The organism is Paracoccus sp. N5, assembly GCF_000371965.1.
Classification (GTDB): Bacteria; Pseudomonadota; Alphaproteobacteria; order Rhodobacterales; family Rhodobacteraceae; genus Paracoccus.
This window is the reverse complement of the sequence record NZ_AQUO01000001.1, coordinates 1,675,296-1,701,697: the sequence shown is the minus strand read 5'-3', so window position 1 is coordinate 1,701,697 and position 26,402 is coordinate 1,675,296. Positions and strand designations below refer to the sequence as shown.

28 protein-coding genes are annotated in these 26,402 nt (G+C 69.0%); 15 read left to right on the top strand and 13 right to left on the bottom strand.

The features are described from left to right. Nucleotides 1–46: 46 nt before the first annotated feature. The 6 genes from PARN5_RS0108565 to PARN5_RS0108540 are packed head-to-tail and all read right to left on the bottom strand — an operon-like array spanning nucleotide 47 to nucleotide 6,273. On the bottom strand, nucleotides 47–3,136 hold the full coding sequence (locus PARN5_RS0108565; protein WP_017999364.1) for a valine--tRNA ligase: 3,090 nt from the start codon (nucleotides 3,134–3,136) through the stop codon (nucleotides 47–49). Nucleotides 3,137–3,196: 60 nt separating this feature from the next. After that, on the bottom strand, nucleotides 3,197–3,856 hold the full coding sequence (locus PARN5_RS0108560; protein WP_017999363.1) for a glutathione S-transferase family protein: 660 nt from the start codon (nucleotides 3,854–3,856) through the stop codon (nucleotides 3,197–3,199). Further along, entirely contained in the window at nucleotides 3,856–4,485 is a 630-nt protein-coding gene (locus PARN5_RS0108555; protein WP_017999362.1) for a glutathione S-transferase family protein, read from the bottom strand. The genes PARN5_RS0108560 and PARN5_RS0108555 overlap by 1 nt, the downstream gene beginning before the upstream one ends. Nucleotides 4,486–4,488: 3 nt before the next feature. Beyond that, nucleotides 4,489–5,121, bottom strand: a complete 633-nt coding sequence (locus tag PARN5_RS0108550) for a YceI family protein (RefSeq protein ID WP_017999361.1) — start codon at nucleotides 5,119–5,121, stop codon at nucleotides 4,489–4,491. Next, nucleotides 5,118–5,906 (bottom strand): VOC family protein, encoded by a 789-nt coding sequence (locus PARN5_RS0108545; RefSeq protein ID WP_017999360.1) that lies wholly within the window; start codon nucleotides 5,904–5,906, stop codon nucleotides 5,118–5,120. Before PARN5_RS0108545 ends, PARN5_RS0108550 begins: the two co-directional genes overlap by 4 nt. 10 nt (nucleotides 5,907–5,916) lie before the next feature. After that, a complete protein-coding gene (locus PARN5_RS0108540) occupies nucleotides 5,917–6,273 on the bottom strand; it encodes a DUF1428 domain-containing protein (RefSeq protein WP_017999359.1) in 357 nt (118 codons plus the stop codon). Between the two features lie 88 nt (nucleotides 6,274–6,361). Here PARN5_RS0108540 and PARN5_RS0108535 point away from each other — a divergent pair, with 88 nt between their 5' ends. Next, nucleotides 6,362–7,006, top strand: a complete 645-nt coding sequence (locus PARN5_RS0108535) for a helix-turn-helix domain-containing protein (RefSeq protein WP_017999358.1) — start codon at nucleotides 6,362–6,364, stop codon at nucleotides 7,004–7,006. Here the strand turns inward: PARN5_RS0108535 and PARN5_RS0108530 are convergent. Beyond that, nucleotides 7,003–7,485 carry a peroxiredoxin gene (locus tag PARN5_RS0108530; RefSeq protein WP_026155284.1) on the bottom strand — a complete coding sequence of 161 codons (483 nt, stop codon included), beginning with the start codon at nucleotides 7,483–7,485 and terminating at the stop codon, nucleotides 7,003–7,005. The two genes, PARN5_RS0108535 and PARN5_RS0108530, sit on opposite strands and share 4 nt — an antisense overlap. An 81-nt stretch (nucleotides 7,486–7,566) precedes the next feature. On the opposite strand from PARN5_RS0108530, the gene PARN5_RS0108525 reads away from it, so the two are divergent. Further along, entirely contained in the window at nucleotides 7,567–8,748 is a 1,182-nt protein-coding gene (locus PARN5_RS0108525) for an FAD/NAD(P)-binding oxidoreductase (protein ID WP_017999356.1), read from the top strand. After that, nucleotides 8,745–9,311: a 16S rRNA (guanine(966)-N(2))-methyltransferase RsmD gene (rsmD, locus tag PARN5_RS0108520; RefSeq protein WP_017999355.1), complete on the top strand. Its 567-nt coding sequence runs from the start codon at nucleotides 8,745–8,747 to the stop codon at nucleotides 9,309–9,311. The genes PARN5_RS0108525 and rsmD overlap by 4 nt, the downstream gene beginning before the upstream one ends. Here the strand turns inward: rsmD and PARN5_RS0108515 are convergent. Next, nucleotides 9,308–9,739 (bottom strand): Lrp/AsnC family transcriptional regulator, encoded by a 432-nt coding sequence (locus tag PARN5_RS0108515; protein ID WP_017999354.1) that lies wholly within the window; start codon nucleotides 9,737–9,739, stop codon nucleotides 9,308–9,310. The two genes, rsmD and PARN5_RS0108515, sit on opposite strands and share 4 nt — an antisense overlap. Nucleotides 9,740–9,877: 138 nt before the next feature. On the opposite strand from PARN5_RS0108515, the gene PARN5_RS0108510 reads away from it, so the two are divergent. Together PARN5_RS0108510 and PARN5_RS21845 are read left to right on the top strand one after the other, a co-directional pair. Next, complete coding sequence (locus PARN5_RS0108510) at nucleotides 9,878–11,035, top strand: type III PLP-dependent enzyme (RefSeq protein WP_017999353.1); 1,158 nt, start codon at nucleotides 9,878–9,880, stop codon at nucleotides 11,033–11,035. 41 nt (nucleotides 11,036–11,076) lie between these two features. Then, entirely contained in the window at nucleotides 11,077–12,198 is a 1,122-nt protein-coding gene (locus PARN5_RS21845) for a DUF2235 domain-containing protein (protein WP_157403957.1), read from the top strand. Nucleotides 12,199–13,021: 823 nt separating this feature from the next. Here PARN5_RS21845 and metF read toward each other — a convergent pair. Beyond that, nucleotides 13,022–13,885: a methylenetetrahydrofolate reductase [NAD(P)H] gene (gene metF, locus PARN5_RS0108500; RefSeq protein ID WP_017999351.1), complete on the bottom strand. Its 864-nt coding sequence runs from the start codon at nucleotides 13,883–13,885 to the stop codon at nucleotides 13,022–13,024. 90 nt (nucleotides 13,886–13,975) lie between these two features. Here metF and PARN5_RS0108495 point away from each other — a divergent pair, with 90 nt between their 5' ends. From PARN5_RS0108495 to PARN5_RS0108470, 6 genes are all read left to right on the top strand, one after another. Next, nucleotides 13,976–14,893, top strand: a complete 918-nt coding sequence (locus PARN5_RS0108495; RefSeq protein WP_017999350.1) for a LysR family transcriptional regulator — start codon at nucleotides 13,976–13,978, stop codon at nucleotides 14,891–14,893. 236 nt (nucleotides 14,894–15,129) lie between these two features. Next, entirely contained in the window at nucleotides 15,130–16,218 is a 1,089-nt protein-coding gene (locus tag PARN5_RS0108490) for an ABC transporter permease (protein ID WP_051071013.1), read from the top strand. Then, nucleotides 16,215–16,991, top strand: a complete 777-nt coding sequence (locus tag PARN5_RS0108485) for an ABC transporter ATP-binding protein (protein ID WP_017999348.1) — start codon at nucleotides 16,215–16,217, stop codon at nucleotides 16,989–16,991. The genes PARN5_RS0108490 and PARN5_RS0108485 overlap by 4 nt, the downstream gene beginning before the upstream one ends. 3 nt (nucleotides 16,992–16,994) lie before the next feature. Then, entirely contained in the window at nucleotides 16,995–18,296 is a 1,302-nt protein-coding gene (locus PARN5_RS0108480) for an MlaD family protein (protein WP_017999347.1), read from the top strand. Nucleotides 18,297–18,305: 9 nt separating this feature from the next. Next, nucleotides 18,306–18,932, top strand: coding sequence for an ABC-type transport auxiliary lipoprotein family protein (locus PARN5_RS0108475; protein ID WP_017999346.1), 627 nt, complete (start codon nucleotides 18,306–18,308; stop codon nucleotides 18,930–18,932). Between the two features lie 28 nt (nucleotides 18,933–18,960). Then, complete coding sequence (locus tag PARN5_RS0108470) at nucleotides 18,961–20,106, top strand: iron-containing alcohol dehydrogenase (RefSeq protein WP_017999345.1); 1,146 nt, start codon at nucleotides 18,961–18,963, stop codon at nucleotides 20,104–20,106. On the opposite strand, the gene PARN5_RS0108465 is transcribed toward PARN5_RS0108470, so the two are convergent. Next, nucleotides 20,103–20,675, bottom strand: coding sequence for a YqgE/AlgH family protein (locus PARN5_RS0108465; RefSeq protein WP_017999344.1), 573 nt, complete (start codon nucleotides 20,673–20,675; stop codon nucleotides 20,103–20,105). The two genes, PARN5_RS0108470 and PARN5_RS0108465, sit on opposite strands and share 4 nt — an antisense overlap. 122 nt (nucleotides 20,676–20,797) lie before the next feature. On the opposite strand from PARN5_RS0108465, the gene PARN5_RS0108460 reads away from it, so the two are divergent. Then, nucleotides 20,798–21,577, top strand: coding sequence for a protein-disulfide reductase DsbD domain-containing protein (locus PARN5_RS0108460; protein WP_017999343.1), 780 nt, complete (start codon nucleotides 20,798–20,800; stop codon nucleotides 21,575–21,577). On the opposite strand, the gene PARN5_RS0108455 is transcribed toward PARN5_RS0108460, so the two are convergent. Then, nucleotides 21,574–22,554, bottom strand: a complete 981-nt coding sequence (locus PARN5_RS0108455) for a P1 family peptidase (protein WP_017999342.1) — start codon at nucleotides 22,552–22,554, stop codon at nucleotides 21,574–21,576. The two genes, PARN5_RS0108460 and PARN5_RS0108455, sit on opposite strands and share 4 nt — an antisense overlap. Before the next feature lie 101 nt (nucleotides 22,555–22,655). Between PARN5_RS0108455 and msrA the strand changes: the two genes are divergently transcribed. Together msrA and PARN5_RS0108445 are read left to right on the top strand one after the other, a co-directional pair. Further along, a complete protein-coding gene (gene msrA, locus PARN5_RS21840) occupies nucleotides 22,656–23,240 on the top strand; it encodes a peptide-methionine (S)-S-oxide reductase MsrA (RefSeq protein ID WP_017999341.1) in 585 nt (194 codons plus the stop codon). Further along, nucleotides 23,241–24,110, top strand: coding sequence for a 50S ribosomal protein L11 methyltransferase (locus PARN5_RS0108445; RefSeq protein ID WP_017999340.1), 870 nt, complete (start codon nucleotides 23,241–23,243; stop codon nucleotides 24,108–24,110). It begins immediately after the preceding gene. A 127-nt stretch (nucleotides 24,111–24,237) separates the two neighbouring features. On the opposite strand, the gene PARN5_RS0108440 is transcribed toward PARN5_RS0108445, so the two are convergent. Continuing rightward, nucleotides 24,238–24,432 (bottom strand): DUF1127 domain-containing protein, encoded by a 195-nt coding sequence (locus PARN5_RS0108440; RefSeq protein ID WP_017999339.1) that lies wholly within the window; start codon nucleotides 24,430–24,432, stop codon nucleotides 24,238–24,240. A 240-nt stretch (nucleotides 24,433–24,672) separates the two neighbouring features. Continuing rightward, nucleotides 24,673–25,392, bottom strand: coding sequence for a 16S rRNA (uracil(1498)-N(3))-methyltransferase (locus tag PARN5_RS0108435; protein WP_017999338.1), 720 nt, complete (start codon nucleotides 25,390–25,392; stop codon nucleotides 24,673–24,675). 15 nt (nucleotides 25,393–25,407) lie between these two features. Here PARN5_RS0108435 and ubiA point away from each other — a divergent pair, with 15 nt between their 5' ends. Then, nucleotides 25,408–26,364: a 4-hydroxybenzoate octaprenyltransferase gene (gene ubiA, locus PARN5_RS0108430; RefSeq protein WP_017999337.1), complete on the top strand. Its 957-nt coding sequence runs from the start codon at nucleotides 25,408–25,410 to the stop codon at nucleotides 26,362–26,364. Nucleotides 26,365–26,402 lie beyond the last annotated feature (38 nt).

The following is a 26,402-nucleotide window of genomic DNA, read 5'->3' as shown; positions in this document are numbered from 1 at the left end:
TTTTCACCGTTTCCCAAATACCCCGGCGCCCGCGCGGCGGGGCGCCTCACATCGCCGCCAGCTGCCCCAGCGCCGCCCGGATCCGCGCCAGATCGTCCTCCAGCGCGGCCAGCTTCTCGCGCGTCTCCTCGATCACCTCCGGCTCGGCATTCTCGACGAATTTCGGATTGCCCAGCCGGCCGCGCAACCCGCCGGCATCCTTCTCGGCCTTGGCGGCGGCTTTCTCCAGCCGCGCCGTCTCGGCCGCGACATCGATCATCTCGCCCACCGGCAGGGCAAAGCTCGCCCCCAGCGCCGCGACCGCGATCATGCCCGGCCCCATCGCCCCGTCGCGCGGCGGGTTCACCCGCGCCAGCCGCTCGACCAGCGGGCCATTGGCGGCCAGCGCGGCGCGGGCGGCCGCGTCGGCCTCGGTCACGATCAGGTCGGGCCGCGCCCCGGCCGGCACGCCGATCTGCGCGCGGGCCGAGCGGATGTTCTCGATCACCGAAATCACCCAGTTCATCTGCCGATCGGCCTCGGCGTCGATCAGCTCAAGGCCGTAGTCCGGCCAGTCGCCATGCACCAGCGGTTTCGGCCGCGCGCCGGTCAGCGCCCAGAGCTCCTCGGTCACGAAGGGCATGATGGGGTGCAAGAGCAGATAGCACTGGTCCAGCACCCAGCCCATGGTGGCCTGGGTCTCCTCGCGATGCTCGCCATCGAACAGCGGCTTCGAGAACTCGACATACCAGTCGCAGACCTTGCCCCAGACAAAGGCGTAAAGCCCGGTCGCGGCGTCGTTGAAGCGGAACGCCGCCAGCGCCTCGTCGGTGGCCTGGCGGATGCGGGCGACCTCGCCGATGATCCAGCGGTTCACCACATGCGCGGGCGCCGGGCGGGGGCCGCCGCCGCGCACGCCGTTCATCTCGGCAAAGCGGCTGGCGTTCCAGATCTTGGTGACGAAGTTGCGGTTCGCCTCGACATGCTTCGGCCCCAGCTTGGGGTCGCGGCCCATCGCCGCCATGCTGGTCAGGGTAAAGCGCAGCGCGTCGGCGCCATATTGGTCGATCAGCACCAGGGGGTCGATGACGTTGCCTTTCGACTTCGACATCTTGGCGCCCTTTTCGTCGCGCACGAGGCCGTGGACATAGACGGTGCGGAACGGCACGTCGCCCACCACCGCCAGCTGCATCATCATCATCCGGGCGACCCAGAAGAAGATGATGTCGAAACCCGTGACCAGCACGTCGGTCGGGAAATACTTGCGCAGCTCGGGCGTGGGTTCGGGCCAGCCCAGCGTCCCGATCGGCCACAGGCCCGAGGAAAACCAGGTGTCCAGCACATCGGGATCGCGCCAGACCGGATAGACCAGCCTGGTCGGGTCCTGCGTCAGGTTATAGTCGGCCAGCCCCTGGGCAAAGGCATCGACCGCCGCCTCGCGGCTCTCGACCTCGATCACCCGGGCGATTTCCAGCGGCTGCGGCAGGTCGGCCAGCGCGTCGCGGAACTTCTGCGCCACATCGGCGAAATTCGCCGCGCATTGCAGCAGGTCGTCGCCATGGACCAGCCCCTCCTCCAGCAGCGCGAAGATCTCGACATCGTCCAGCGCGCCGTCGTGGTCATCATCGACCTGACCTTCCAGCCGCAGGTCCAGCCCATACCACACCGGGATCTGGTGCCCCCACCACAGCTGGCGCGAGATGGTCCAGGGCTCGATATTCTCGAGCCAGTTGAAATAGACCTTGCGGTGCTGCTCGGGCAGGATCTCGGTGCGGCCACCCTTCACCGCCTCCAGCGCCGGGCCGACGATCTTCGGGGTATCGACGAACCACTGGTCGGTCAGCATCGGCTCGATCACCACGCCCGAGCGGTCGCCGAAGGGCTGCATGATCGGCTTCGCCTCGACCAGGGGCCGGCGCTCCAGATGCTCGGCGCCGGTTTCCTTGTCGATTTCCTTGTGCAGATAGGTGACGGCCAGCCCCTCGTCGGTGATCGCCTCGATGACGCGCTTGCGGGCGTCATAGCGGTCCAGGCCGCGCAGTTCCTCGGGCACCAGGTTGACCGAGGACACGTCGCCCACATCCTCGCCCCGCGCCGCCCGCGTGGCGATCTCGGCGCTTTCCTCGTAGCTCAGCCCGTCCGCGCGCATGGCGCCCTTGCCGTCCATCAGCGCGTAAAGCGGGATGCCGTTGCGCATGGCGACGGCATAGTCGTTGAAGTCATGCGCGCCGGTGATCTTGACCGCGCCCGAGCCGAAATCCGGGTCCGGGTATTCATCGGTGATGATCGGGATCAGCCGGCGATGCTGTTTCGGCCCGACCGGGATCTCGACCAGCTTGCCGACGATGGGCGCATAGCGGGCGTCGTCCGGGTGCACCGCGACCGCGCCGTCGCCCAGCATGGTCTCGGGGCGGGTGGTGGCGATGCTGATATAGTCCCGCGTCTCGCGCAGGGTGACGTTGCCGTCGGCGTCGCGCTCGATGTATTCATAGGTTTCGCCGCCGGCCAGCGGATATTTGAAATGCCACATATGGCCGGGCACCTCGCGGTTCTCGACCTCCAGGTCGGAAATCGCGGTCTCGAAATGCGGATCCCAGTTCACCAGCCGCTTGCCGCGATAGATCAACCCCTTGTCGAACATCTCGACAAAGACCTTGATGACGGCGTCGTGAAAATTGCCCTCCTCGCCCGCAGGGGCGCCGGGGGCGCCGGACATGGTAAAGGCATTGCGCGACCAGTCGCAGCTGGCGCCCAGGCGTTTCAGCTGGTTGATGATGGTGTCGCCGGATTCCTGCTTCCAGGCCCAGACCTTCTGCAGGAAGGCCTCGCGCCCGATCTCGCGCCGGCCGGGCTCCTGGCGCTCGGCCATCCGGCGTTCCACCACCATCTGCGTCGCGATGCCGGCATGGTCCTGGCCGGGCTGCCACAGCGTGTCGAAGCCGCGCATCCGGTGCCAGCGCACCAGGATGTCCTGCAGCGTGTTGTTCAGCGCGTGGCCGATATGCAGGCTGCCCGTGACATTCGGCGGCGGGATCACGACCGAGAAGGTTTCCGCGCGCGAGGCATTGGCCCCCGCCGCGAAGGCATCGCTTGCCGCCCATTGCGCCGCGATCCGCGCCTCGGCGGAAGCGGCGTCGAAGTTCTTGTCCATGGCCATGTCGTCACCCCTTGAATTGCCCAAGGGGATAGCGAAACCACGGCCAAAGGCCAAGAGGCGCTAGAGAAACCGCGCCGCAATCCCGTCCTTGAACGGGAACCAGCCATAGAAGGGCCGCGCGCCCGCGATCACCCGCTGGATCGAGGGCCGCGCCACCAGCCGCTCGAAATAGGCGCCGAGATGCGGATGATCCGCGAAGGGATGGATGGCGCCGGCATAGAACAGCGCCGGAAACGCCGCGCAATCGGCCAGGCCGAAGCCGCCCGCGATCCAGTCGCGCCCGTCCAGGCGCCGGTCCAGCGCGGCATAGGCCAGGTCGAGCTTGGCCCGCGCAAAAGGCGCCACGCGCTCCTCGGCCCCTTCGGCCATGAAGATGCGGGCATCGACGATCTGCTGCATCATCTGCATGACCTGGAAATCCAGGAAGCGGTCCCATTGCCGCGCCGGCAGCGAGGCATCGGGGTCCGGGTCCAGCAGGCGTTGCGGCCCGGGATGGTGCCGGTCCAGCCATTCGATCATCAGCGAGCTTTGCGACAGGGTGAAGTCGCCCTCGCGCAGCGCCGGCATCCGGCCCATCGGCTCGACCGACTGCATCAGCGCCCGGTCGGCCTCATCGCCCAAGTTCACCTCGCAGAAGGTGAAATCCGCCCCCAGCTCGTAAAGCGCGATCAGCACCTTCTGGGTATAGGAGGACAGCGGGTGGCCATAAAGCGTCAGCATCACGCGGCCTTGTCGAAATGCGCCAGCTGCGCGTCAAGGGCGCGCCGGAATGCCGGACGGGCGGTCATGCGCCGCAGATAGTCCAGCAGCACCGGATGGCCGGACAGCTCGCCCAGGCTGTCCACGCTGCGCAGCACCTCGGCCAGGATGATGTCGGCAATGGTGAAGCGGCCGGCGGCGATGAAGTCGCGGTTCTCGAGCACCGGGGTCAGCTGCTCCAGCCGCGTGACCAGCCGCGGCAGGGCCAGTTCGGCCGCGCGCTCGTCGCGGTCGAAGATGCGGGCCAGCACCAGCGCCATCACCACCGGCTCCAGCGTGTTCAGCGCCGCGACCAGCCATTGCTGGGTCTCGGCCCGGCCCTGCGGGTCGGCGGGCAGCAGCGCCTCGTGCCGCTCGCCCAGATACAGCAGGATGGCGCCGCTTTCGAACAGCGACAGATCGCCGTCTTGCAGGATCGGCACCTGGCCAAAGGGCTGGCGGGCGAAATGCTGCGCGGTCTTTTCGCGCACGCTGGTGGTTTCGATGCGATAGGGCTGGCCGGCCTCTTCGCAGGCCCAGCGGACCCGCAAGTCGCGGACATGGCCGCGGGCGAAATCGGGCACCCAGTCATAGGTCGTGATCACATACATGGCTCAGTCGCTCCGGGCGAATTCGGCGTCGATCACCAAGGGAATCGGCGCGGTGAAAAAGGCGTTCATGCCATAGGCCTGCGGGTCGATCTGCGTTTCGGCATGGACGCCGATCAGGTTGCGGATCACCGGATTGCCATTCTCGTCCCCGGTAAAGCCCTTGCCGGCGCCGACCAGCTCGACCGCGAAGGTGGCCGGATGCGTGCGGCCCATCAGCGTCAGTTGCCCCGAGACCGCGCCCTTGGTGTCGCTTTCGGGGGCAAAGCGTTCCGACACGAAACGCGCCACCGGATTGGCGGCGGTGTTCAGGTATTCGGCGCCCTTCAGCACCTCGGCAAAGCCCTCGACCGGGGTCGAAATCGAGCCGACCTGCACCTCGGCCGTCAGCCGCATCGCCGCCGGGTCGTCGGGGTTCCAGCCCAGCTCGCCGGATACCGCGTCGAAGCGGAACACGCTGTAGGAAAAGCCCATATGCGGCACGCGGGCGATGACCGCGCTGTGATAGGGATCCAGCTTGTAGGTCCCGGCCTCGGCGGCGTGATAGTCCTTTTGCCCCTGCGGGATGTCCTGGGGCTGCACCTCTTGCGCCGCCACGGGGGCGGCGCAAAGGGCGCAAAGCAGCGCGACACGGATCATGGCGCGGCCTCGCGCGGGCCGACGATGGCGAAATGCGCGCCCTGCGGGTCGCGCGCCACGGCGATGACGGCGCCGCCCGGCACCTCATGCGGGCCGCTGACCAGCTCGCCGCCAGCGCCGGTGATGCGGGTCATCGCCGGTTCGACGCCATTGGTGCCGAAATAGGGCAGCCAGCAGGGCACGGGCGCATTGCCCAGGCCCATCATCCCGCCGATGTCGGTGCCGTTCCAGCGGAACAGCTGGTATTTGCCCATCTCGCCCATGTCCATGGCATCGCCCGCCGTCCAGCCGAACAGCTCGGCATAGAAGGCGAAGCCCGCCACCGGGTCGGTGGACATCAGCTCGATCCAGTTGCCGTGGCTCTCTTTCTTCTGGTCGAAGGCGCCGGTCTCGGCCGGGGGCTGCGGCTGCATCGGCAGCGGTTGCAGGATGCCGAAGACCGCGCCCTGCGGATCGGCCGCCACGGCGAAGCGGCCGGTGCCGGGGATGTCGGCCGGCGGCTTCATCACGGTGCCGCCCAGCAGCGCGATCTTTTCCGCCGCCGCGTCGCAATCGTCCACGTCGAGATAGATCAGCCAGTTCGGCGGGATGCCGTCATAACCGGGCGGGATCTCCATCAGCCCGGCCACCATGTCGCCGCCATGGCTGGCCAGCAGATAGGTGAAATCCGCCATGCCGGAATCGGCGACCGACCAGCCAAGGACCTTGCCATAGAAGTCGCTTGCGGCAGGAAGCCCGCCGCGCGCGGTGTCCAGTTCGAACCAGCAGGGTTTGCCGTGATACATCGCCGCCCCCTCAGGCCTTGTCGTCGAAGATGGGCTCGAAGCCGCCCCAGATCATCCGCATGCCGTCGAAGGGCATCTCGGGCGGGGCCTGCATCTCGGGGTCGGACATCATCTTTTCGAAACCCGCGTCGGCCGTGGCCTTGTCGGGCCATTCGATCCAGGAAAACACGATGGTCTCGTCCTCCTTGGCCTGGGTCGCCATGTAGAAGTCGGTGACCTTGCCATGGGGCACGTCGGCGCCCCAGGTCTCGACCATGCGCAGCGCGCCATAGCGCTTGAACATCGGCCAGGCCGAAGTCGCCATGTCGATGTATTTCTGCTTGTTCGCGGTCGGGACCGCCAAAAGGAAGCCGGAGTAATAGGTCATCTTTTCCTCCTCATCATTGGCGCGAAAAGCGCCGGTGAGTCGAAGGCTGGCACTTGCAGTAGCAAAAAGCAACTGTTAATATCAAAACATGAGCAAGACCGGCAAAACCCTGCGCTATGACGAAGGCTGTCTCGGCGCCCATGCGCTGAACCTGGTGGGCGACCGCTGGGCGCTTCTGGTGGTGCGCGAACTGATGTTCGCGCCCAAGCGCTTCCAGATGATCCGCGCCGGGCTGCCCGGCGTGACCGCCAGCGTGCTGACGCAGCGGCTGGGCCAGCTGGTGCAGGCCGGCGTGGTCAGCCATGACGAGGTGCTGGGGCTTTATGCGCTGACCGAGCAGGGCCGCGCGCTGCATCCGGTGCTGCGCGAACTGTGCCGCTGGGCGCTCATCATGCCGGGGCACGACCCGCGGCGGCATATCAGCATCTCGGCGCTGATGATCTCGATTTCCGCGACGGTGGATGCGGGGCGGGCGGCGGGATCGAACCTGCGCGCGGGCTTCCTGTCCGGGAAAGAGGGATTCGAGGTGATCCTGTCGCCCAAGGGCGCGCCCTTGGTCACGGCGATGCGCGCGCCGCAGGGCGATTTCCTGCTGGAGGGCAGCGGCAATGCGCTGGCCGCCGCGATCTATGGCCCGGGGCCGGTGACGATCGCCAGCGCCGGGCTGATCGGGCTGCACGGCGACAAGACCGCCGCGCAAGCCTTCACGGACCTGTTCAGCCTGAAGCCCTAGACCAGGCCCAAAAGCGATTCGCCCGAGGAGACGGCGCAGGCGCCGGGGGTTTCCTCGATCTCCAGCACCTCGACCGTGCCGTCACTCACCAGCATGGCATAGCGTTTCGAGCGGCCCTTGACCCAGCCGTCGGCCTGGATGTCCAGGCCCAGCGCCTTGGTGAAGCTGCCGTCGGCATCGGCCAGAACCTCGATGCCGGCGCCGGTCGCGCCGGTGTCCTTGGCCCAGTGCCCGGCCACGAAGGGGTCGTTCACGGTGATGCAGGCGATGCGCGAGACGCCCTTCTCGCGCAGCTTGTCGGCATTCTTCACGAAGCTCGGCATATGGGCGTTGGTGCAGGTCGGCGTATAGGCGCCCGGCACGGCAAAGATCGCGACGCGACCCTTGCGCAGGTCCGCGACCTCGACCGTCTCGGGGCCGTTCTCGCCCAGTTTCACCAGCGTGCCGTCGGGCAGGCTTGCCCCTTTTTCGATGGCCATGCGCGCTTCCTCCTTGTCGAATTGCATCGCGTCGGGCCGGACTATAGGCTGCGCGCCGCAGGCAAACCAGCGAGGAAAACCATGAACATCGTCATCCTTGGCGCCGGTCAGGCGGCCGCCTCGCTGGCGGCGAAGCTGCGGGCGCTGGGGCACGCCGGGCCGGTGACGGTGATCGGCGACGAGCCCGCGCCGCCCTATCAGCGCCCGCCGCTGTCCAAGGCCTATCTGCTGGGCCAGATGGATCTGGACCGGCTGACGCTGCGCGGGGCGGACTGGTGGGCCGAGCAGGGCATCGCGCTGAAGCTGGGCGAGCGCGCGGTGGCCATCGACCGGGCGCGGCGCGTGGTGGCGACGGATCGCGGCGAATATCCGTATGACGCGCTGGCGCTGACGCTGGGCGCCAGCCCGCGCCGGCTTCCCGCGGCGATGGGCGGCGCCCTGCCCGGCGTGCATGTGGTGCGCAATCTGGCCGACATTGCCGGGCTGCAACCGGCGCTGGTGGCGGGGCGGCGGCTGGTGGTGATCGGCGGCGGCTATATCGGGCTGGAGGCGGCCGCCGTCGCGCGCAAGCTGGGGCTCGAGGTCACGCTGGTCGAGGCCGCGCCGCGCATCCTGGGCCGGGTGGCGGCACCCGAGACCGCCGAGATGATCCGCGACCTGCATCGCGGCCATGGCGTCGAGATCATCGAGGGTGTGGGCATCACCCGCATCACCGGCGACGCGGCGGTCGAGGCGGTGGAACTGGCCGATGGCCGCCTGCTGCCCGCCGATCTGGTGATCTGCGGCATCGGCGTCGCGCCCGAAACCGCGCTGGCCGAGGCCGCCGGGCTGGCCGTCGACAATGGCATCGCCACCGATGCGCAGGGCCGGACCTCGGATCCGGCGATCTGGGCGGCCGGGGATTGCGCCAGCTTTCCCACCGCGGACGGCCGGCTGCGGCTGGAAAGCGTCGGCAATGCCATCGACATGGCCGAGGCGGTGGCCGCGAACATGCTGGGCGCGGGCGCGGATTACGTTCCGAAACCTTGGTTCTGGTCGGACCAGTTCGACGCGAAATTGCAGATCGCGGGGCTGAACCTGGGCTATGACCGTGTGGTGACGCGGCCCGGCTCGGTCTGGTATTACCGCAACCGCCGGCTGATCGCGGTCGATGCGCTGAACGACGCCCGCGCCTATATGATCGGCAAGCGGCTGATCGAGGCCGGCAAGTCGCCCGCGCCCGAGACCCTGGCCGAGGCCCCGGACCTGAAGGCGCTGCTGTGAGGATCGTCGGCGGCAATCTGCGCGGGCTGAAGCTGGCCGAAGTCGGCGCCGGCGACCCGGCGGCGCATCTGCGCCCGACGACCGACCGGGTGCGTGAGTCGATCTTCAACCTGCTCATCAACGGCACGCATGGCAACCCGATCCCCGGCGCGCGGGTGCTGGACCTGTTCGCCGGCACCGGCGCCCTGGGGCTGGAGGCGCTGTCGCGCGGCGCGGCGCGGGTGGCCTTCGTCGATGACGGCGTGGTGGCGCGCGGGCTCTTGCGCACGAATATCGAGAAGGCCCGCGCCATGGGCGTGACCGACGTCTGGCGCCGCGACGCGACCAGGCTGGGCGAGAATCGCGGGCCGGGCTATGGGCTGGTCTTCCTCGACCCGCCCTATGGCATGGGCCTGGGCGAGCGGGCGCTGGAATCAGCCCTGGCCGGCGGCTGGATCGCCCCGGGCGCCATGGTGGTCTGGGAAGAATCGGCCGCGCCGCCCCCGGTCTCGGGGCTCGCCCAGATCGACCAGCGCAAATACGGCGACACCACCGTCACATTGTTGCGCGCGGAACACGGCTAGGTGGCGCGATCCAGCTTGGTGGACAGGTGAATCAGGCTCTCGCTGGACTTGACGCCGGTCAGACCGCCGATCTGGTCCAGCACATCGTCCAGCTGGCTGGTCGATATGGCGGCCAATTGCAGCAAAAGATCGACGCGGCCGCTGGTGGTATGGATGCGCTCGACCTCGGGCAGGCTGCGCAGCCGGCCCAGGATCGCGGCTTGCGAGCGCGGCTCGATGGTCAGCAGGCAGGTGGCGCGGATGCGGTGTTCACGCGCGGAATCGCCCAGGCGCAGCGTGTAACCCGCGATGGCGCCCGAGGTTTCCAGCCTTTCCAGCCTGGCCTGCACGGTCGAGCGCGCCACCTTCAGCCGCCGAGCCAGCACCGCGACGGACATGCGCGCATCCTGCGCGAGATGGGTCAGAATTCCCCGGTCGAGCTCGTCCACCTGCCACCTGTCATAATGACGACACTTTCGGCAGATTACCCATAGGCGGGAACATTTCCACCCTTTTCATTGCTTCAATCGGAACCCATAGGGCGCAGACTTGTTTCCATCCCTCACGCGCACAGGAAGGACATGCCGATGGGACTGACCGAGGGCCGTGGCCCCAAGACCGTCTGGGACAATCCCGCCGAGATCATCCGCAAGCTGGCGCCGGAAAACCCGGTCATGGTCTTTGCCCCCTCGGTCCTGCGCGCCAATGCCCAGCGCTTCCTGCAGGGCTTTCCGGGGCTGGTGACCTATGCCGTCAAGTCGAACCCGGACGAGGCGGTGATCCGCACGCTCGCCGCCGCCGGGATTAAGGGCTTCGACGTCGCCTCGCCGGCCGAGATCGACCTGATCGGCCGGCTGGCGCCGGATGCGGCGCGGCATTACCACAACCCCGTGCGCTCGCGCACCGAGATCACCCATGCGGTCGAGGCGGGCATCAAGGCCTGGTCGGTCGACAGCCATTCCGAGCTGGAAAAGCTGTTCGAGAAGGTACCGGCCCAGGGTTGCGAGATCTCGCCCCGCTTCAAGCTGCCGGTGCTGGGCGCGGCCTATGACTTCGGCTCGAAATTCGGCGCCTCGCCGGAACTGGCGGCGGAACTGCTGCGCGCGGTGGCGGATCGCGGCTATATCCCGTCGCTGACCTTCCATCCGGGCACGCAATGCGTCGATCCGCATGCCTGGGAAGCCTATATCACCACCGCGGCCGAGATCTGCGCCATGGCCGGGGTGCGCGCACGGCGGCTGAACGTCGGCGGCGGCTTCCCCTCGCATCGCGTGACCGGGGTCGAGCCGGATCTGGCCGCGATCTTTGCCCTGATCCGCCGCGTCACCGACGAGGCTTTCGGCGAAAACGCCCCGGCGCTGGTCTGCGAGCCCGGGCGCGGGCTTTGCGCCGATGCCTTTTCGCTGATCACCCGGGTCAAGGCGGTGCGCGACGGCCAGAACGTGTTCCTGAACGACGGCGTCTATGGCGGGCTGTTCGAGCTGCCCATCGTCGGCAACCTCGACCGGTTGCAGGTGCTGACCCCCGAGGGCACGGCGCGCGAGGACGAGGCGCAGCCGCGCGTCATCTTCGGCCCGACCTGCGATTCGGTCGACCGGCTGCCGGGCGAGCTGGCGCTGCCCGGCAATATCCAGGAGGGCGATTATGTCATCTTCCACGGCGCCGGCGCCTATTCCACGGTCACCAACACCCGTTTCAACGGTTTCGGGCTGATGGCACACATGACCGTGAACGCGCTTGAATAGGGATTAATCGAATGTTCGCGGTTCCGTGCTAGCGTCGCGCCATGGAATCGTCCCGCCCGCCCCTGTGCCACGTCGTCCTGATGGACGGAACCTTCGCCTCGCTGACCCAGGGGCGGCGGTCCTCCATCGCGCGCATCCACGCGATGCTGTCGGGCGAACGGGGGCTGCTGCCGGCGCCGGTGCGCATCCATTACGCGCCGGGCCAGCAGTGGGAAGCCTGGCGCACCCTGCCCGAACTGACCATGGGCGCCACGCTGGAGCGCAGCATCTGCGACGCCTATGCCTGGCTCGCCCGCGAATGGCGCCCGGGCGATCCGCTGTTCTTCTTCGGCTATTCGCGCGGCGCCTTCGCGGTGCGTTCGCTGGCCGGGATGATCGGCCGGGTCGGGCTGCTGACGCACAGCCATGCCACGGCCGAGAATGTCCACCACGCCTGGCAGCTTTATCGCAACGGCGCCGACCTGGGGGTCGAGCAGCTGGACCAAGGCCTCTGCCACCCTTTCGTGCCGATCCGGCTGATCGGGGTCTTCGACACCGTCATGGCGCTGGGGATCCGGCTGCCGCTGCTGTGGATGCTGACCGAGCCGCGCTTTCGCTTTCACGACGAACACCTGGGCAGCCATGTCGAGCACGGCCTGCAGGCGCTGGCGCTGGACGAGACCCGGGCGGCCTTCCAGCCTTTGGTCTGGGACAGCCAGTCGGTCGCCGGCCGGATCGAGCAGATGTGGTTCCGCGGCTGCCACCCGGACATCGGCGGCCAGCTGTCAGGGCTGGAATATGCCCGGCCGCTGGCGAATATCCCGCTGGTCTGGATGATGGAGCGGGCCGAGCGCTTCGGCCTGCCGCTGCCCGCCGATTGGGTGTCGCAGTTTCCCTGCGACCCGACGGCGCCCTCGGTCGGGTCTTGGCGCAGTTGGGGCAAGGCCTTCCTGGCCCGCGCGCCGCGGCTGGCCGGGCGGGACGCCTCGGAAAGCCTGCACGAATCGGTGCCGCGACCCTATCCCGGCCCGGCGCTGCTGACCGGGGCGCTGGCCGAGGCCGCGCCCGAACGCCCGCACCGCAAGCGCCGCTTCCGCCGCCGGCCGGCCGCCGCGCCGCAAGAGATGATGGCCATGCCGGAAGCGACGGCCGAGGACGGCAACGCGGGAAGCGTGGCGCCTTGACGGGCCGCGGTTGGCCCAGACCGTCTATCGCGGTGTTGAACGGGTGGGATCCCGCTTCATTCTGACAATGACCGCCGACAACCTGGCCCGACTGCCCCGGCTGCTGGGGATATGACCGCCGGGGGCGGGCATCAGGCACCCATGAGGCAACTATGCCTTCCAGTGCCGAAGGGCCCGGCCATGATCCTCATCAGTCGCCAAGACGGGAAACCATTCCGGCACGCCGACTAATTCAGCGGCCTGTTAAAGCGCGAAAATGTGCCGCGAGACAGAGTTGTCACAAATCGACCGTGCTTTAGCGCGTTCCGGCTCGTCTTCGGTTATCTTTTTCATGGGGCTATAGCATAAACTTGGCTGTCATCGTCATCCGATGAGGCGCGCCGAAGTTCAGAAGCGATGCCGCGCCCCGGCTTGGCGAGCAGGGCGTCGCGCGAAGCCTTTTCCTGCGCAATCACAGGGAAATGAGGCGCGAGGATTCCCGCGCCTCCCTTCGAATGCTTCCAGGGCGGCGGTCAAACACCGGCCAAGTCCGCCAGCGAAACCTGGCCGGCGTGGATCACAAGCCCATCGAACCAGAGCTAGGGCGTGGTCGTTCTTGAAGGGCGCAGGCCGTCGGGGGCGCGGCAGGGCCATCGCAGCGGTCGGAACGGTGAACCGGGCAGGGCCAGCGCGGCCCGGCGATTTCCGCCGCGAATCCGAGCGAGGATCTTCGTTTGGACGACGGCTAGGTTTCGCTGGCGTATGAATTGCCAGACGCGCCGGCGTGATGGGTCGAGACACCGCGTTGAACGGTCGGGCTATGCTGAACCGGGGCTCCGGCCGCTCAGGCCACGCGCGAAAACTCGGCCTTCGGCGCGATGCCCAGGCCGGCGCAGACCTTCTGCACCAGGTCGGGCTTGTTCAGCGTATAGAAATGCAGCTTGTCCACGCCGCCCGCGACCAGCGATTCGCACAGCTTGACGCAGACATCCAGCGCCAGCGCGGCCTCGCCCTCGGGGCCGGCGGCGGCAAAGGCCTCCTCGGCCCATTGCGGGACCGAGGTGCCGCAGCGTTCGGCAAAGCGGCGGGTGCCGGCCCAGCTCTGGATCGGCAGGATGCCGGGGATGATCGGCGCCGCGACGCCGGCCGCCGCGCAGGCGTCGCGGAAGCGGAAGAAGGTGTCGGCGTCGAAGAAGAATTGCGTGATCGCCGAACTGGCGCCGGCGTCCACCTTGCGCTTCAGCCAGGCCACGTCGGCGGCGGTGTCGCTGCTGTCGGGATGCGGCTCGGGATAGGCGCCGCAGCGGATGGTCATGTCGCCGCGCGCGGCGATGGCCTCGATCAGCGCGACCGAGCTGGCAAAGCCCTCGGGATGGGCGGTGAAACGGTCCTGGCCCTGCGGCGCGTCGCCGCGCAGGGCGACGACCTCGTGCACGCCGGCCGCCGCGTAATCGGCGACGATCTGCAAGGTCTCCTCGCGCGTCGCGTCCACGCAGGTCAGGTGCGCGGCGACGTTCAGCCCGTAATGGCCGGCCAGCGCCGTCACCGCCTCATGCGTCAGCTGCCGGGTGGTGCCGCCGGCGCCATAGGTGACCGAGACGAAATCCGGCCCCAGCGGCGCCAGGGCGCGGGCGGTCTCCCACAGCCGGAAGGATTGCTCCAGGGTCCGGGGCGGGAAGAATTCGAAACTGATCGCCGGTGTCGTCATCGCACTATCCTTTTGTCGCAGGACTTGTGACACGCGCCGCGACGTGAGACAAATTCATAATCCTCAAGATCGTGATGAGATCCGCTCAAGATGCACCTGGAACTTCGCCATCTGCGCAGCCTGCGCGCCATCCATGAACAGGGCGGACTTGCCCGCGCGGCCGAGGTGCTGAACCTGACGCAATCGGCGCTGTCGCACCAGATCAAGGCGCTGGAGGAACAGGCCGGGGTCGAGCTTTTCCTGCGCAAGACCAAGCCCTTGCGGCTGTCCGGCGCCGGGATGCGGCTGTTGCGCACGGCCGAGCAGGTGCTGCCGATGATCGAGGCCGCCGAGGCCGAATTCCGCGCCGTCGAGCTGGGCCGGGCCGGCCGGCTGCATGTGGCGATGGAATGCCATCATTGCTTCGACTGGCTCTTGCCGGTGCTGGACCAGTTCCGCCGCGCCTGGCCCGAGGTCGACCTGGACATCCGCACCAGCCTGGCGCTGAAGGCGCTGCCGGCGCTGGAACGCGGCCAGGTGGACCTGGTGATTTCCTCGGACCCCGAGGAGATCGCGGGCGTCAGCTTCCAGCCGCTGTTCGACTATGCGCCGACGCTGGTGGTGCGGGCCAGTCACCCGCTGGTCGCCAAGGGCTATGCCGAGCCCGCCGACCTGGCCGGCGAGACGCTGATCACCTATCCGATGGACCGGGCGCGGCTGGACGTGTTCTCGCAATTCCTCGACCCGGCCGGGGTCGAGCCGGCGCATCTGCGCCAGGTCGAGCAGACCGCCATCGCGCTGATGCTGATCGCCTCGGGGCGCGGGGTGGCGGTGATGCCCGACTGGGTGCTGCGCGGCCAGGCCGGCAACCCCGAACTGGCGCTGCTGCCGCTGGGGCCGCAGGGCATGCTGCGCCGGCTTTACGCCGGGCTGCGCAGCGAGGATCTGCAGCAACCCTATATGGCGCATGTGCTGCGCCTGGCCCGGACCGAGCCGGTGCGGATGATGCGCGCGGCGGCGCCGGGCTGATGCCCCGGGATCATCGTCAAAGCAGCACTGGTTCACCCGATCCCGGGGAGGTTCAGGCCCGTTCGCCTTGCCCCCAGGCTAGGGCCGGGGCAGGATCGCGATCAAGCACAAGACCCCGAGAATACGATGCAAATTGAAACCTCTCGCCCCGGCGCGGCCGCCCCGCCCCGGCGGCGGATTTGACAAAGCCCCGCAATCGCCGGATGAAATCGGTGACGCTTCCCATCAGGACCGCCATGGCCAGCCTTCCCGCCGATCCGCAGCTGCGCGCCACCCTTCAGGACGGGCAGCTGCGCCTTGAGGGCGAGCTGACGGTCTGGACCCTGTCGCAGCTGCCGCCCGAGGCGCCGGAGCGGCTGGAGCTGTCCGGCCTGACGCGGCTCGACACCGCCGGCGCCTGGTACCTGGCCGGGCGCGCGGCCGCGGGCGCCACGCTTCATGGGCTGGCCGCGCCGCAGGCGACGCTTCTTGAAAGCGTGACCGGCGCCCTGCCCCGGCCCGATCCGCCGCCCGCGCCCGAGTCCGGCTGGCGCCGCGCGCTGGATGCGACCGGGCGCTGGATCACGGGCGCGCTGGTCTTTCTGCGCGAGCTTGCGGAATACCTCGGCCGGTTCCTGGCGGCGCTGTGGCGCGGCATCCGGCATCCGCGCGATTTCCGCCTGACCTCGCTGGTCTGGCACTGCCAGGAAACCGGGCTGCGCGCGGTGCCCATCGTGGCGCTGATGTCCTTTCTGATCGGCGTGGTGCTGGCCTTTCAGGGCGCGGCGCAGCTCAGCCAGTTCGGGGCCGAGATCTTCGTCATCGACCTGATCGCCATCTCGATCCTGCGCGAACTGGGCATCCTTCTGACCGCGATCATCGTCGCCGGGCGCACGGCCTCGGCGCTGACGGCCTCGATCGGCTCGATGAAGATGAACGAGGAAATCGACGCCATGCGCACGCTGGGCCTCGACCCCGACATGGTGCTGGTGCTGCCGCGCGTGCTGGCGCTGGTCATCACCCTGCCGATCCTGGGGCTGATCGCCAATGTCGCCGGGCTGGTCGGCGGCGCGATCATGTCCTGGGTCGAGCTCGGGATCTCGCCCTCGATGTTCCGCTATCGGCTGATCGCGGAAACCAGCGTCGATCATGTCATCGTCGGCCTGTCCAAGGCGCCGGTCTTTGCCATCATCATCGGCATCATTGGCTGCCACGCCGGGATGAAGGTCGGCAAGGACGCGGAATCGCTGGGCGCGCAGACCTCGACCGCGGTGGTGAATGCCATCTTCGCGGTGATCGTGGCGGATGCGCTGTTCTCGGTCTTCTTCGCGGAGATCGGGTTGTGAGCGACAATGTCATCGAGGTCCGGGGCCTGCGCACGCAATTCGGCAGCCATGTCGTGCATGACGGGCTGGACCTGGACCTGCGGCGGGGCGAGATCCTGGGCGTGGTCGGCGGATCGGGCACCGGGAAATCGGTGCTCTTGCGCACCATCGTCGGGCTGAACCCGCCCGCAGCCGGCACGGTCCGGGTCTTTGGCCAGGACGTGACCGCGCTGCACGGCGCGGCGCGCGAGGCGCTGGAGCGGCGCTGGGGCGTGATGTTCCAGGCCGGGGCGCTGTTTTCCTCGCTGAACGTGCGCGAGAATGTCGAGGTGCCCTTGCGCGCCGTGCCGGGCCTGGCGCCCGAGACGCGCGCGGGGCTGGCCGAGCTGAAGGTCTCGATGGCCGGGCTGCCGTGGAACGCCAATGACAAATATCCCTCGGACCTGTCGGGGGGGATGAAAAAGCGCGCGGGGCTGGCGCGGGCCCTGGCGCTGGACCCCGAGATCGTGTTCCTGGACGAACCCACGGCCGGGCTGGACCCGATCGGCGCCGATGCCTTCGACCGGCTGATCGTGGAATTGCGCGATGCGCTGAACCTGTCGGTCTTTCTGGTCACGCATGACCTCGACACGCTGCACGCCTGTTGCGACCGCGTCGCGGTGCTGGCGGAAAAGCGGGTGCTGGTCAGCGGGACCATGGCCGAGATGCTGAAGGTGGATCATCCTTGGGTGCATGAATATTTCCACGGGCCCCGCGCCCGCGCCGCCATCGCCACCGGCCGGAGCAAGGAGTAGCCCATGGAGACCAAGGCCAATTACGTCCTGATCGGCGCCTTCACCATCGCGGGCTTCCTGGGGCTGCTCTTGTTCCTGATGTGGTTCGCCAAGATCCAGATCAACCGGCAATTCGCCTATTACGACATCTATTTCCCCGAGGTTTCGGGGCTGGCCATCTCGTCCGAGGTGGCCTTTGCCGGGCTTTCCGTCGGCAAGGTCGTGGACATGCAGCTGGCGGACGGCGTCAACGGCGCCGTGCGGGTGCGCGTCGAGGTGGCCGAGGATACGCCGGTGCGCACCAATTCCCGCGCCTCGATCGAGATCCAGGGCGTCACCGGCGTCTCGAATGTCGCGATCACCGCCGGCACGCCCGACGCGCCGCTGCTGCGCGAGGCCCAGCCCGACGGCATCCCGGTGATCGCCGCCAACCGCTCGGCCTTGCAGACCCTGTCGGACCAGGGCCCCGAGATGATCTCGCGGCTGAACACCGTGGCCGAGCAGATGACCCAGCTGCTGGGCGACGACAACCAGCGCCGGGTGCGCAACATCCTGGACAACGTGGAACGCTCCAGCGCCAACCTGGACAAGGCGCTGGGGGATGTGACCAGGGCGACCGAATCCATCGCCTCGGCCGCCGCCGACATCTCGGCCTTCGGCGAGCGGCTGGACGGGCTTTCCGCCGCTGCCGAGACGACGCTCGGCAATGCCGACACCGCGCTGGCCAAGTTCGACGAGACCGCCGGCAAGGCCGATGCGGCGCTGGACGCCGGCACCGCGACGCTGGACGAGCTGCGCGACTATGTCTCGGGCGACCTGCGCGGGCTGACGCAGCGGCTGGACCAGACCGCGACCACGCTGCAGACCGACCTGGCGCGGCTGACGGATCGCGCGGACCAAAGCCTCGACGGGCTCGACGCGGCGCTGGAGATCGGGCAGCGGACGCTGGCCTCGGCCGAGCGGGCCTTCGACAGCGCCGACCGGGTGATGAACAGCAATATCGAGCCGGTGGTCGGCGACCTGCGCGTCACGCTGGGCAAGGCCAACGAGGCCATCGACCGCGTGGTCGCCGACCTGCCCGAGATCACGGACAAGCTGCGCGATGCCGCCGACAGCGCCGACGCGGCCTTTGCCAGCCTGCGCGGGATGCTGGACAGCGCCCGCGCCCCGGTGCAGGCTTTCACCCGCGAGGGGCTGCCGCAAATCACCCGCATGGCCAGCGATCTGCGCGGGCTGGTGGGCAATGTGAACGAGCTGGTCTCGGCCCTGCGGCGCAATCCCTCGCAGATCTTCTCGGGGCCCAAGACCCCCGAATTCCGCCGCTGAGGAGCCGCCATGCGCCTGACCGCCGCCCTGCTGATGCTGACCCTGACCCTGCCCGGCTGCGCGGCGCTGAAGGCGCTGGAAGGCGAGCCGGACCGCGACGTCTTCGAGCTGCGCCCGCCCTCGGACCAGCCGCAGAGCTGCGGCCGCGGCCGGCTGGCCGAGCTGGTGATCGAGCCGCCCAAGGCGCGCGGCACGCTGGACACCGACCGCATCATGATCCGCCCGAACCAGTTGCAGACCCAGTATCTGCCCGATGCGCGCTGGGGCGACACCGTGCCCACCACCTTGCAGACGCTGCTGGTGCGCGGCTTTGGCCGCTATGACGCCTTCACCCATGTCGGCCGCGCGCCCTTGGGCACGGCGGGGGACTATGCGCTGATTTCCGAGGTGCAGGACTTCAACGCCGAGGTCGCGGGCAAGGGCGCGGTCATCAAGCTGACCGTCGATGCGCAACTGGTGCGCGAAATGGACGCGACGGTGGTGGCGCGCGGTCATTTCGCCACCACGGCGCAGGCGGCGACGACGAAAACCGCCGACCTGATCCCGGCCTTCGACGCCGCCGGCCAGCAGTTGGTGGCGCAGATGACCGACTGGGGCCTGAACGGCATCGGGGTGAATCCGGCCCGCTGCCGCTGAGGCGGTGGCGCAGCGAAAAGGGGCAAGGATGACACTGCGCGCGAACTGGTCCTATCCGACCGCGATCCGCTTCGGCGCCGGCCGCATCGCCGAACTGGCCGAGCATTGCCGGGAGGCCGGCATCGCGCGCCCGCTGCTGGTCACCGACAGGGCGCTGGCCGGCCTGCCGATCACCGCCCGCGCGCTGGAGATCCTGGAGGCCGGCGGGTTTGGCCGGGCGATGTTCTCCGAGGTCGATCCGAACCCGAACGAGGCGAACATGCAGGCCGGCATCGCCGCCTATGCCGCCGGCCGCCATGACGGGGTGATCGGCTTTGGCGGCGGCTCGGCGCTGGATCTGGCCAAGATGATCGCGCTGATGGCCGGGCAGTCGATCCCGGTCTGGGATCTGGAGGACGTGGGCGACTGCTGGACCCGCGCCGACGCCAGCCGCATCGCGCCGATCGTCGCGGTGCCGACCACCGCCGGCACCGGCTCCGAGGTCGGGCGCGCCGGGGTGCTGACCAACAGCGAAACCCGTCGCAAGACGATCATCTTCCACCCGAAGCTGATGCCCAGGGCGACGATCTGCGACCCCGAGCTGACCGTCGGCATGCCGCCCGCCATCACCGCCGGCACCGGCATGGACGCCTTTGCCCATTGCCTCGAGGCGTTTTCCTCGCCGCATTACCACCCGATGAGCCAGGGCATCGCGCTGGAGGGGATGCGGCTGGTCAACGAATACCTGCCGCGCGCCTATGCCAGCCCCGGCGACCTGGAGGCGCGGGCGCAGATGATGAGCGCCGCCGCCATGGGCGCCGTGGCCTTCCAGAAGGGGCTGGGCGCCATCCATGCGCTGAGCCACCCCATCGGCGCGCTTTATGGCAGCCATCACGGCACCACCAATGCGGTGGTGATGCCGATGGTGCTGGACTTCAACCGCCCGGCCATCGAGGGCCGGCTGGCGCGCGCCGCCGCCTGGCTGGGCATCCCGGACGGCTTCGACGGCTTCCGCGCCCGGGTCATGGACCTGCGCGCCGAGCTGGGCATCCCGCCGAACCTGACCGCCATGGGCGTCGGCCGCGACCGGCTGGACGAACTGACCGGGATGGCGCTGGAGGATCCCTCCTGCGGCGGCAACCCGGTCGCGATGACGGCGGAAAACACCCGCGCGCTGCTGGAACGCTGCCTCTAGGCGCGGCCGGCGCTTGGCGACAGGTGCAGGGGGTCGATGCCCAGTGATTTCAGCGCCGCGCGCCATTTTCCGGCATTGTCGGCGCCGAAGATGATCTCGTCGCCGCGATCCGAGGTCAGCCAGCCATTGGCCAGGATCTCGGAATCCAGCTGTCCCGGCCCCCAGCCGGCATAGCCCAGGGCCAGCACGGCCGGCTGCGGGCCATGGCCGCGGGCGTAGTCCTCGAGAATGTCGCGGGTGGTGGACATGGCCAGGTCCTCCGAGATGCGCAGGCGGTTCTCCTCGATGCGGATGCCCTGCGGCACGCGATGCAGCACGAAGCCGCGCCCCGGCTCGACCGGGCCGCCGAAGCGCACGGGAATGTCCAGCGCGTCCACGCCGGCGTCGATGCCCAGCTGCGACAGCAGGTCCGAGAAATCCACGTCGGGCATCGGCCGGTTCAGCACCAGCCCCATGGCGCCGTCCTCGGAATGGGCGCAGATCAGGATCACCGCATGCTCGAAGCGCGGGTCGCGCATGCCGGGCATGGCGATCAGCATCTTGCCGGTCAGGTTGCTGGACGTGTCCATGAGCCGCCGCGCTCCTTTCGCAGGTGCCTTTCCACCAAGATCGGCGCTGCGGACTGGTTTCGCAAGGGATTGGCGGTAATGTGACTTCACGAGCGCGCCCCGCGCCCGCTAAAAGGCAGGCCATGAAGTTCCTTGCCCTCATGCTGATGACCGCCCTGCCGGCGCTGGCCGACGAACCGCCGCCGGGACTGGTCTCGGCCGAGCTGATGCCCGGCTGGATCACCCCCGAAGGCCACCGCATGACCGCCCTGCGGCTGGAGCTGGAGCCGGGCTGGAAGACCTATTGGCGCAGCCCCGGCGACGCCGGCGTGCCGCCGCGCTTCGACTGGCAGGGCTCGCAGAACCTGGGCCCGGTGCGGGTGCTGTGGCCGCGCCCCGAGGTGATCGAGTCCGGCGGCGAGCGCACGCTGGGCTATCACGACCGGCTGATCCTGCCGATCGAGATCGCGCCCGTGCAGCCCGGCCAGCCGATCACGCCGCGCGTGGTGGTGGATTTCGGCCTCTGCCTCGACATCTGCGTGCCGGCGCAGGTCACGCTTGCCGCGCCGCCGCCCGGCGACGCGGCCGATCCGCTGATCGAGGCGGCCCTGGCGCGCCAGCCCCGCGCCTCGGACCGGCAGCCGGATTGCCGGGTCCAGCCGATCAAGGACGGCATGCAGGTCACCGCCACCCTGCCCCCCGAGGAATCGGCCATGGCCGAGGACGTGGCGATGGAGCTGGCCGGCAAGGACATCTGGGTTTCCGCCCCCGAAACCCGCAGCGCCGGGGCGCGCATGGTGGCGCAGGCGGATTTCGTCGCCGCCTCGGGCAAGCCGTTTCCGCTGGACCCCGCCGCGCTGCGCCTGACGCTGATCGGCCCCGAGGATGCGGTCGAGTTCCGCGGCTGCCGGCCCGAAAGCTAGGTCACGCGCCAGCAGGGTTGCAGGTCGCCCGGCCGCGGCCGCGCCTCGTGCACGGCCCGCGCGATGGCTCGCGCCAGCACCGCCGCCGCCGCATGGCCCAGCTGGAACGGCGTCAGCGCCGGATCGGGCAGCGGCTGCGCCCCGGTCGAGACCGCAAAGACCAGATCGCCGTCGAAGGGCGTGTGGCTGGGCACGATGGCGCGGGCCATGCCGTCCTGCGCCGCCGTCGCCAGCCGCGTCAGCCCGGCCTTGTCCAGCGCGGCATCGGTCGCCACGATGGCGATGGTCGTCGCCTCGCCCAGCCGCTTGGCCGGCGCAGGCTCGGCGGTGGGATAAGGCCCGGTCAGGCCAAGTCCGCCGAATTCGCCCTCGATCTCCCAGGGTGCGGCCCAGAACTGCCGCGTGGCCTCCAGCGTGACCGAGCCCATCGCGTTCACCACCACCAGCGCCCCCACCGTCACCCCCGAATCGAGCACCGCCGAGGCCGAGCCGAGCCCGCCCTTCCAGCGATGCGTCATCGCGCCGGTGCCGGCCCCCTCGCTGCCCAGCGCAAAATCCGCCTCGGCCGCCTGCAATGCCGCGCGGCCGAGGGCGGGATAGGGGTTGGCGTCCCAGTCCTTGTCGCCGCCGTTCAAGAGGTCGAAGACGATGGCGCCCGGCACGATCGGCACCTGCACCGGCCCGACGGCAAAGCCGCGCCCCAGCGCCCGCAGCCCGTCCGACACCCCGTCGCAGGCCGCAAGGCCAAAGGCCGAGCCGCCCGACAGCACCAGCGCATCGACGCCCGGCACCAGCTTGTCGGGGGCCAGCAGCTCCGTCTCGCGCGTGCCGGGGGCGCCGCCCATGACATTGACGCCGCAAGCCAGCGGCGCATCGCCCAGCAGCACCGTCGTGCCGGAACGCAGCCGGTCGTCGCGCGCGTTGCCGACGCGCAATCCGGCGACATCGGTGATCAGGTTTCGCGGGCCTTTCCGCATGGTTGCGCTCCGTTCTGCCGAACCGGCGGGCTGCCTGCGGCGTTGCGCCAGACTAGGGCGGCACCTAGATGTGCCACAACAGCTTTCGAAAGGACGCGACCATGACCGCCCCGCTGCACCGCATATTCGACCGGCCGCTGGATGCCGAACCGCCCCGCGGCTTCGACCAGGCGATCTTCGGCATGGGCTGCTATTGGGGCGTCGAGCGCCTGTTCTGGCAGCAGGAGGGCGTCTGGCTGACCGAGGTCGGCTTTGCCGGCGGCCGCGCCGAGAACCCGAGTTATGAGCAGGTCTGCGCCGGCCAGACCGGCCATGCCGAGGTGGTGCGGCTGGTCTATGACAGCTCGCGCATCAGCTATGAGCGGCTGTTGCAGCTGTTCTGGGAAAACCACGACCCGACCCAGGGCGACCGCCAGGGCAACGACCTGGGCGACCAGTATCGCTCGGTCATCATGTATTTCACCGACAGCCAGCGGGCGGCAGCAGAGCTCAGCAAGGCGGATTACAGCAACCGCCTGGCCGTGCAGGGTTTTCCCGACGTCACCACGCAGATCCTGCCCGCCGCCCGCTTCTGGCCGGCGCATGAGGATCACCAGCAATATCTGGACCGCCATCCCGAGGGCTATTGCGGATTGCGCGGCACGGGTGTCAAAGCACCGCTGACCGATATTGCCGAGGATCTCTGAATGGCGACCTGGACCGCGCTGACCCATACCAAAGGCCGCGAGGCGGCCGAGGCTCTGGCCGAGGCCGGCGAGGACCTGACCCCCGAACCCGTCGGCACCGGCGTCTTCGAGATCGAGGACGGCAGCGACCGCTGGGAAGTCGGGCTGTATTTCACCGAGGCCCCCGACGACGTGGCGCTGGCGCTCCTGGCCGCGGCCTGGGGCGCGGCGCCCTTCACCGTCTCGGAACTGCCCGAGGTGGACTGGGTCGCGCATGTCAAGCGCGAGCTGGCGCCGGTCGAGGCCGGGCGCTTCTTCGTCCATGGCAGCCATGACGCCGAGAGCGTGCCCGAGGGCGCCGAGGCCCTGCTGATCGAGGCCGCCATGGCTTTCGGCACCGGCCATCACGCCACCACCAAGGGCTGCCTGCTGGCGCTGGACCGGCTGGTGGCCGAGGGCGCGGCGCCCGAGCGCATCGTCGATATCGGCTGCGGCACCGCCGTGCTGGCCATGGCGGCGGCGCGGGTGTTCCCGGTCATCGTTCTGGCCGGCGACATCGACCCGCAGGCGGTGGACGTGGCCCGCGCCAATGTCATCGCCAACGGGCTGGACGGCCGGGTGGAATGCGTCGAGGCGGTCGGCTTCGACCATCCGCTGATCGAGCGGGCGGCGCCCTTCGACCTGGTCTTCGCCAATATCCTGAAACAGCCGCTGATCGACCTGGTGCCGGACATGGCGCGCTATGTCGCGCATGGCGGCCGGGCGATCCTGTCGGGCATCCTGACCACCCAGGCCCAGGAGGTCATCGAGGCCTATGCCAAGGGCGGGCTGGTGCTGGAGCGTCGCGACGATTTCGGCGACTGGTCCACGCTGGTGATGCGGCGGGGCTGAGCCCCGCATCCTGGCCCGGAAAATACGAAAGGCGGCCTTGCGGGCCGCCTGAGCGTCTTGCCCTGCCCGGGCCGGGGGAACCGTCCGCGGGCCAAGCCGCCGGTCCGGTCGCGTCTTCTACCGCTGCTTAGCGGGCGCGCGAGATCAGATCGATATCGCCGCGGCACAGACCGATATCGTCCAGCTCGCGATCCGAAAGACGGCTCAGCGCGTTCTTCGTCACGCGAGCGTCGTTCCAGGCCGCGAAGGCGGACAGGAGTTTCGAGCCAATACCGAAGGAGACCGCCCCGCCATGGACGCGGTTCGTGTCAATCGCCGACATAGTTTTTCACCTTGAGATCATTGCCCGCTCATCGGGCGCTTCGTTGATGCACAAGCATATAGATCGGGCAAAGTCGCAAAACCACGGCCAAACCGGCATTGCCGCTATGCAGCGACTGCATAAGCGACCGTTTTTTCTTAATTTTTGTGACGAAGGGGTAAATTTCGCAGGCGACCCGCAAGATCCTCCCGCAGAAAGGCCGGCCAACGGTGGAACCTTGCGCGAAACGCGGGTGAAGCCCTAGCGCCAGTCGCCCAAAGCCGCCTGCCACAGCGCAAGTGACGCAACGGCAGCGGTGTCGGCGCGCAGGATTCTGGGGCCGAGGGCGATGCGCGTGACGCAATCCATGGCCGAAAGCCGGCGCCGCTCCGATTCGGACCAGCCGCCCTCGGGCCCGATGAGAATCGCCCAAGGCCCGCGCGGCAGGCCCGAGAGCAGCTGCGCCGGACCGGCCAGCGCCTCGTCGGCCCAGAGGATGCGCCGCGCCGCGTCCCAACCGTCCAGAAGCCGCGCCAGCGGTTGCAAGTCGCAGACCTCGGGGACGAAGGTGCCGCCGCATTGCTCGGCGGCCTCGACGGCATGGGCCTGCAGGCGGTCCTGGCGGATGCGCTCGGAATTGGTGTGCTCGGTCTGCACCGGCAGGATGCGGGCGGCACCCATCTCGGCCGCCTTCTCGACGATGAAATCGGTGCGGGCCTTCTTGATCGGCGCAAAGACCAGCCACAGGTCCGGCGGGTCCAGCTGCGGCGCGGTCCGGCGCTCGGCCAGCAGGTCGCCGCCCCGCTTGGCCAGCCGCTCGATGCGCGCCAGCCACTCGCCGTCGCGGCCGTTGAAGACCAGGATTTCGTCCCCCGGCCCCTGCCGCATGACCGAGGACAGGTAATGCGCCTGGTCGGCATTCAGCGCGATGCCTTGTCCCTCGGCCAGCGGGTGCTCTATGAACAGTCTGATTTTCGCCATGATGGGGCGCAGAATATGCAGACCGAGGATCCGACGCCAGAGGGCCCGCGCATGGTCGCGGACGCACCGCCCGACAACTGGGTGGACCGCCACGCCCCGCCGGGCTGGCGGCCCTGGCTGCGCATGTCCCGCGCCGACCGGCCCATCGGTACCTGGCTCTTGCTGCTGCCCTGCTGGTGGGGCATCGGCCTGGCGATGATCGCAGGCCAGCCGGAGTGGCGCGACCTGTGGATCGCCGTCGCCTGCGGGCTGGGCGCCATGCTGATGCGCGGCGCCGGCTGCACCTGGAACGACATCACCGACCGCGACATCGACGCCCGCGTGGCGCGGACGCGGTCGCGGCCGATCCCCTCGGGACAGGTCACGGTCAAGGGCGCGCTGGTCTGGCTGGCGGCGCAGGCGCTGGCGGGCTTCGTCATCCTGCTGACGCTGGGCAAGGCGGCTATCCTGCTGGGCGTCGCCTCGCTGGCGCTGGTCGCGATCTATCCCTTTGCCAAGCGCTTCACCTGGTGGCCGCAGGTCTTTCTGGGGCTGGCCTTCAACTGGGGTGTGCTGCTGGCCTGGGCCGCGCATACCGGGAATCTGGCGCCGGCGCCGCTGCTGGCCTGGCTGGCGGGCATCGCCTGGACGATCTTCTACGACACCATCTATGCCCACCAGGACACCGAGGACGACGCGCTGATCGGCGTCAAGTCCACCGCCCGGCTGTTCGGGCAGGACACGCATCGCTGGCTGGCGGGCTTCGGCACCGCCGCGGTGCTGCTGCTGGGGCTGGCGGTCATGGCGACGACGCCCCAGGGGCTGGGCCTGACGCTGGGCCTGCTAGGAGTCGCCGGCTTTGCCGGGCATCTGGCCTGGCAGCTGCGCGCGCTGGACATTCGCGACCCGGCCGGCTGCCTGCGGCTGTTCCGGTCGAACCGCGACGCCGGGTTGATCGTTGCGCTGTTTCTTGCCCTGGCCGGGCTGGTCTGATTGCGAAACCGGCGCGCAGGGTTTACATGCGGCGGGTC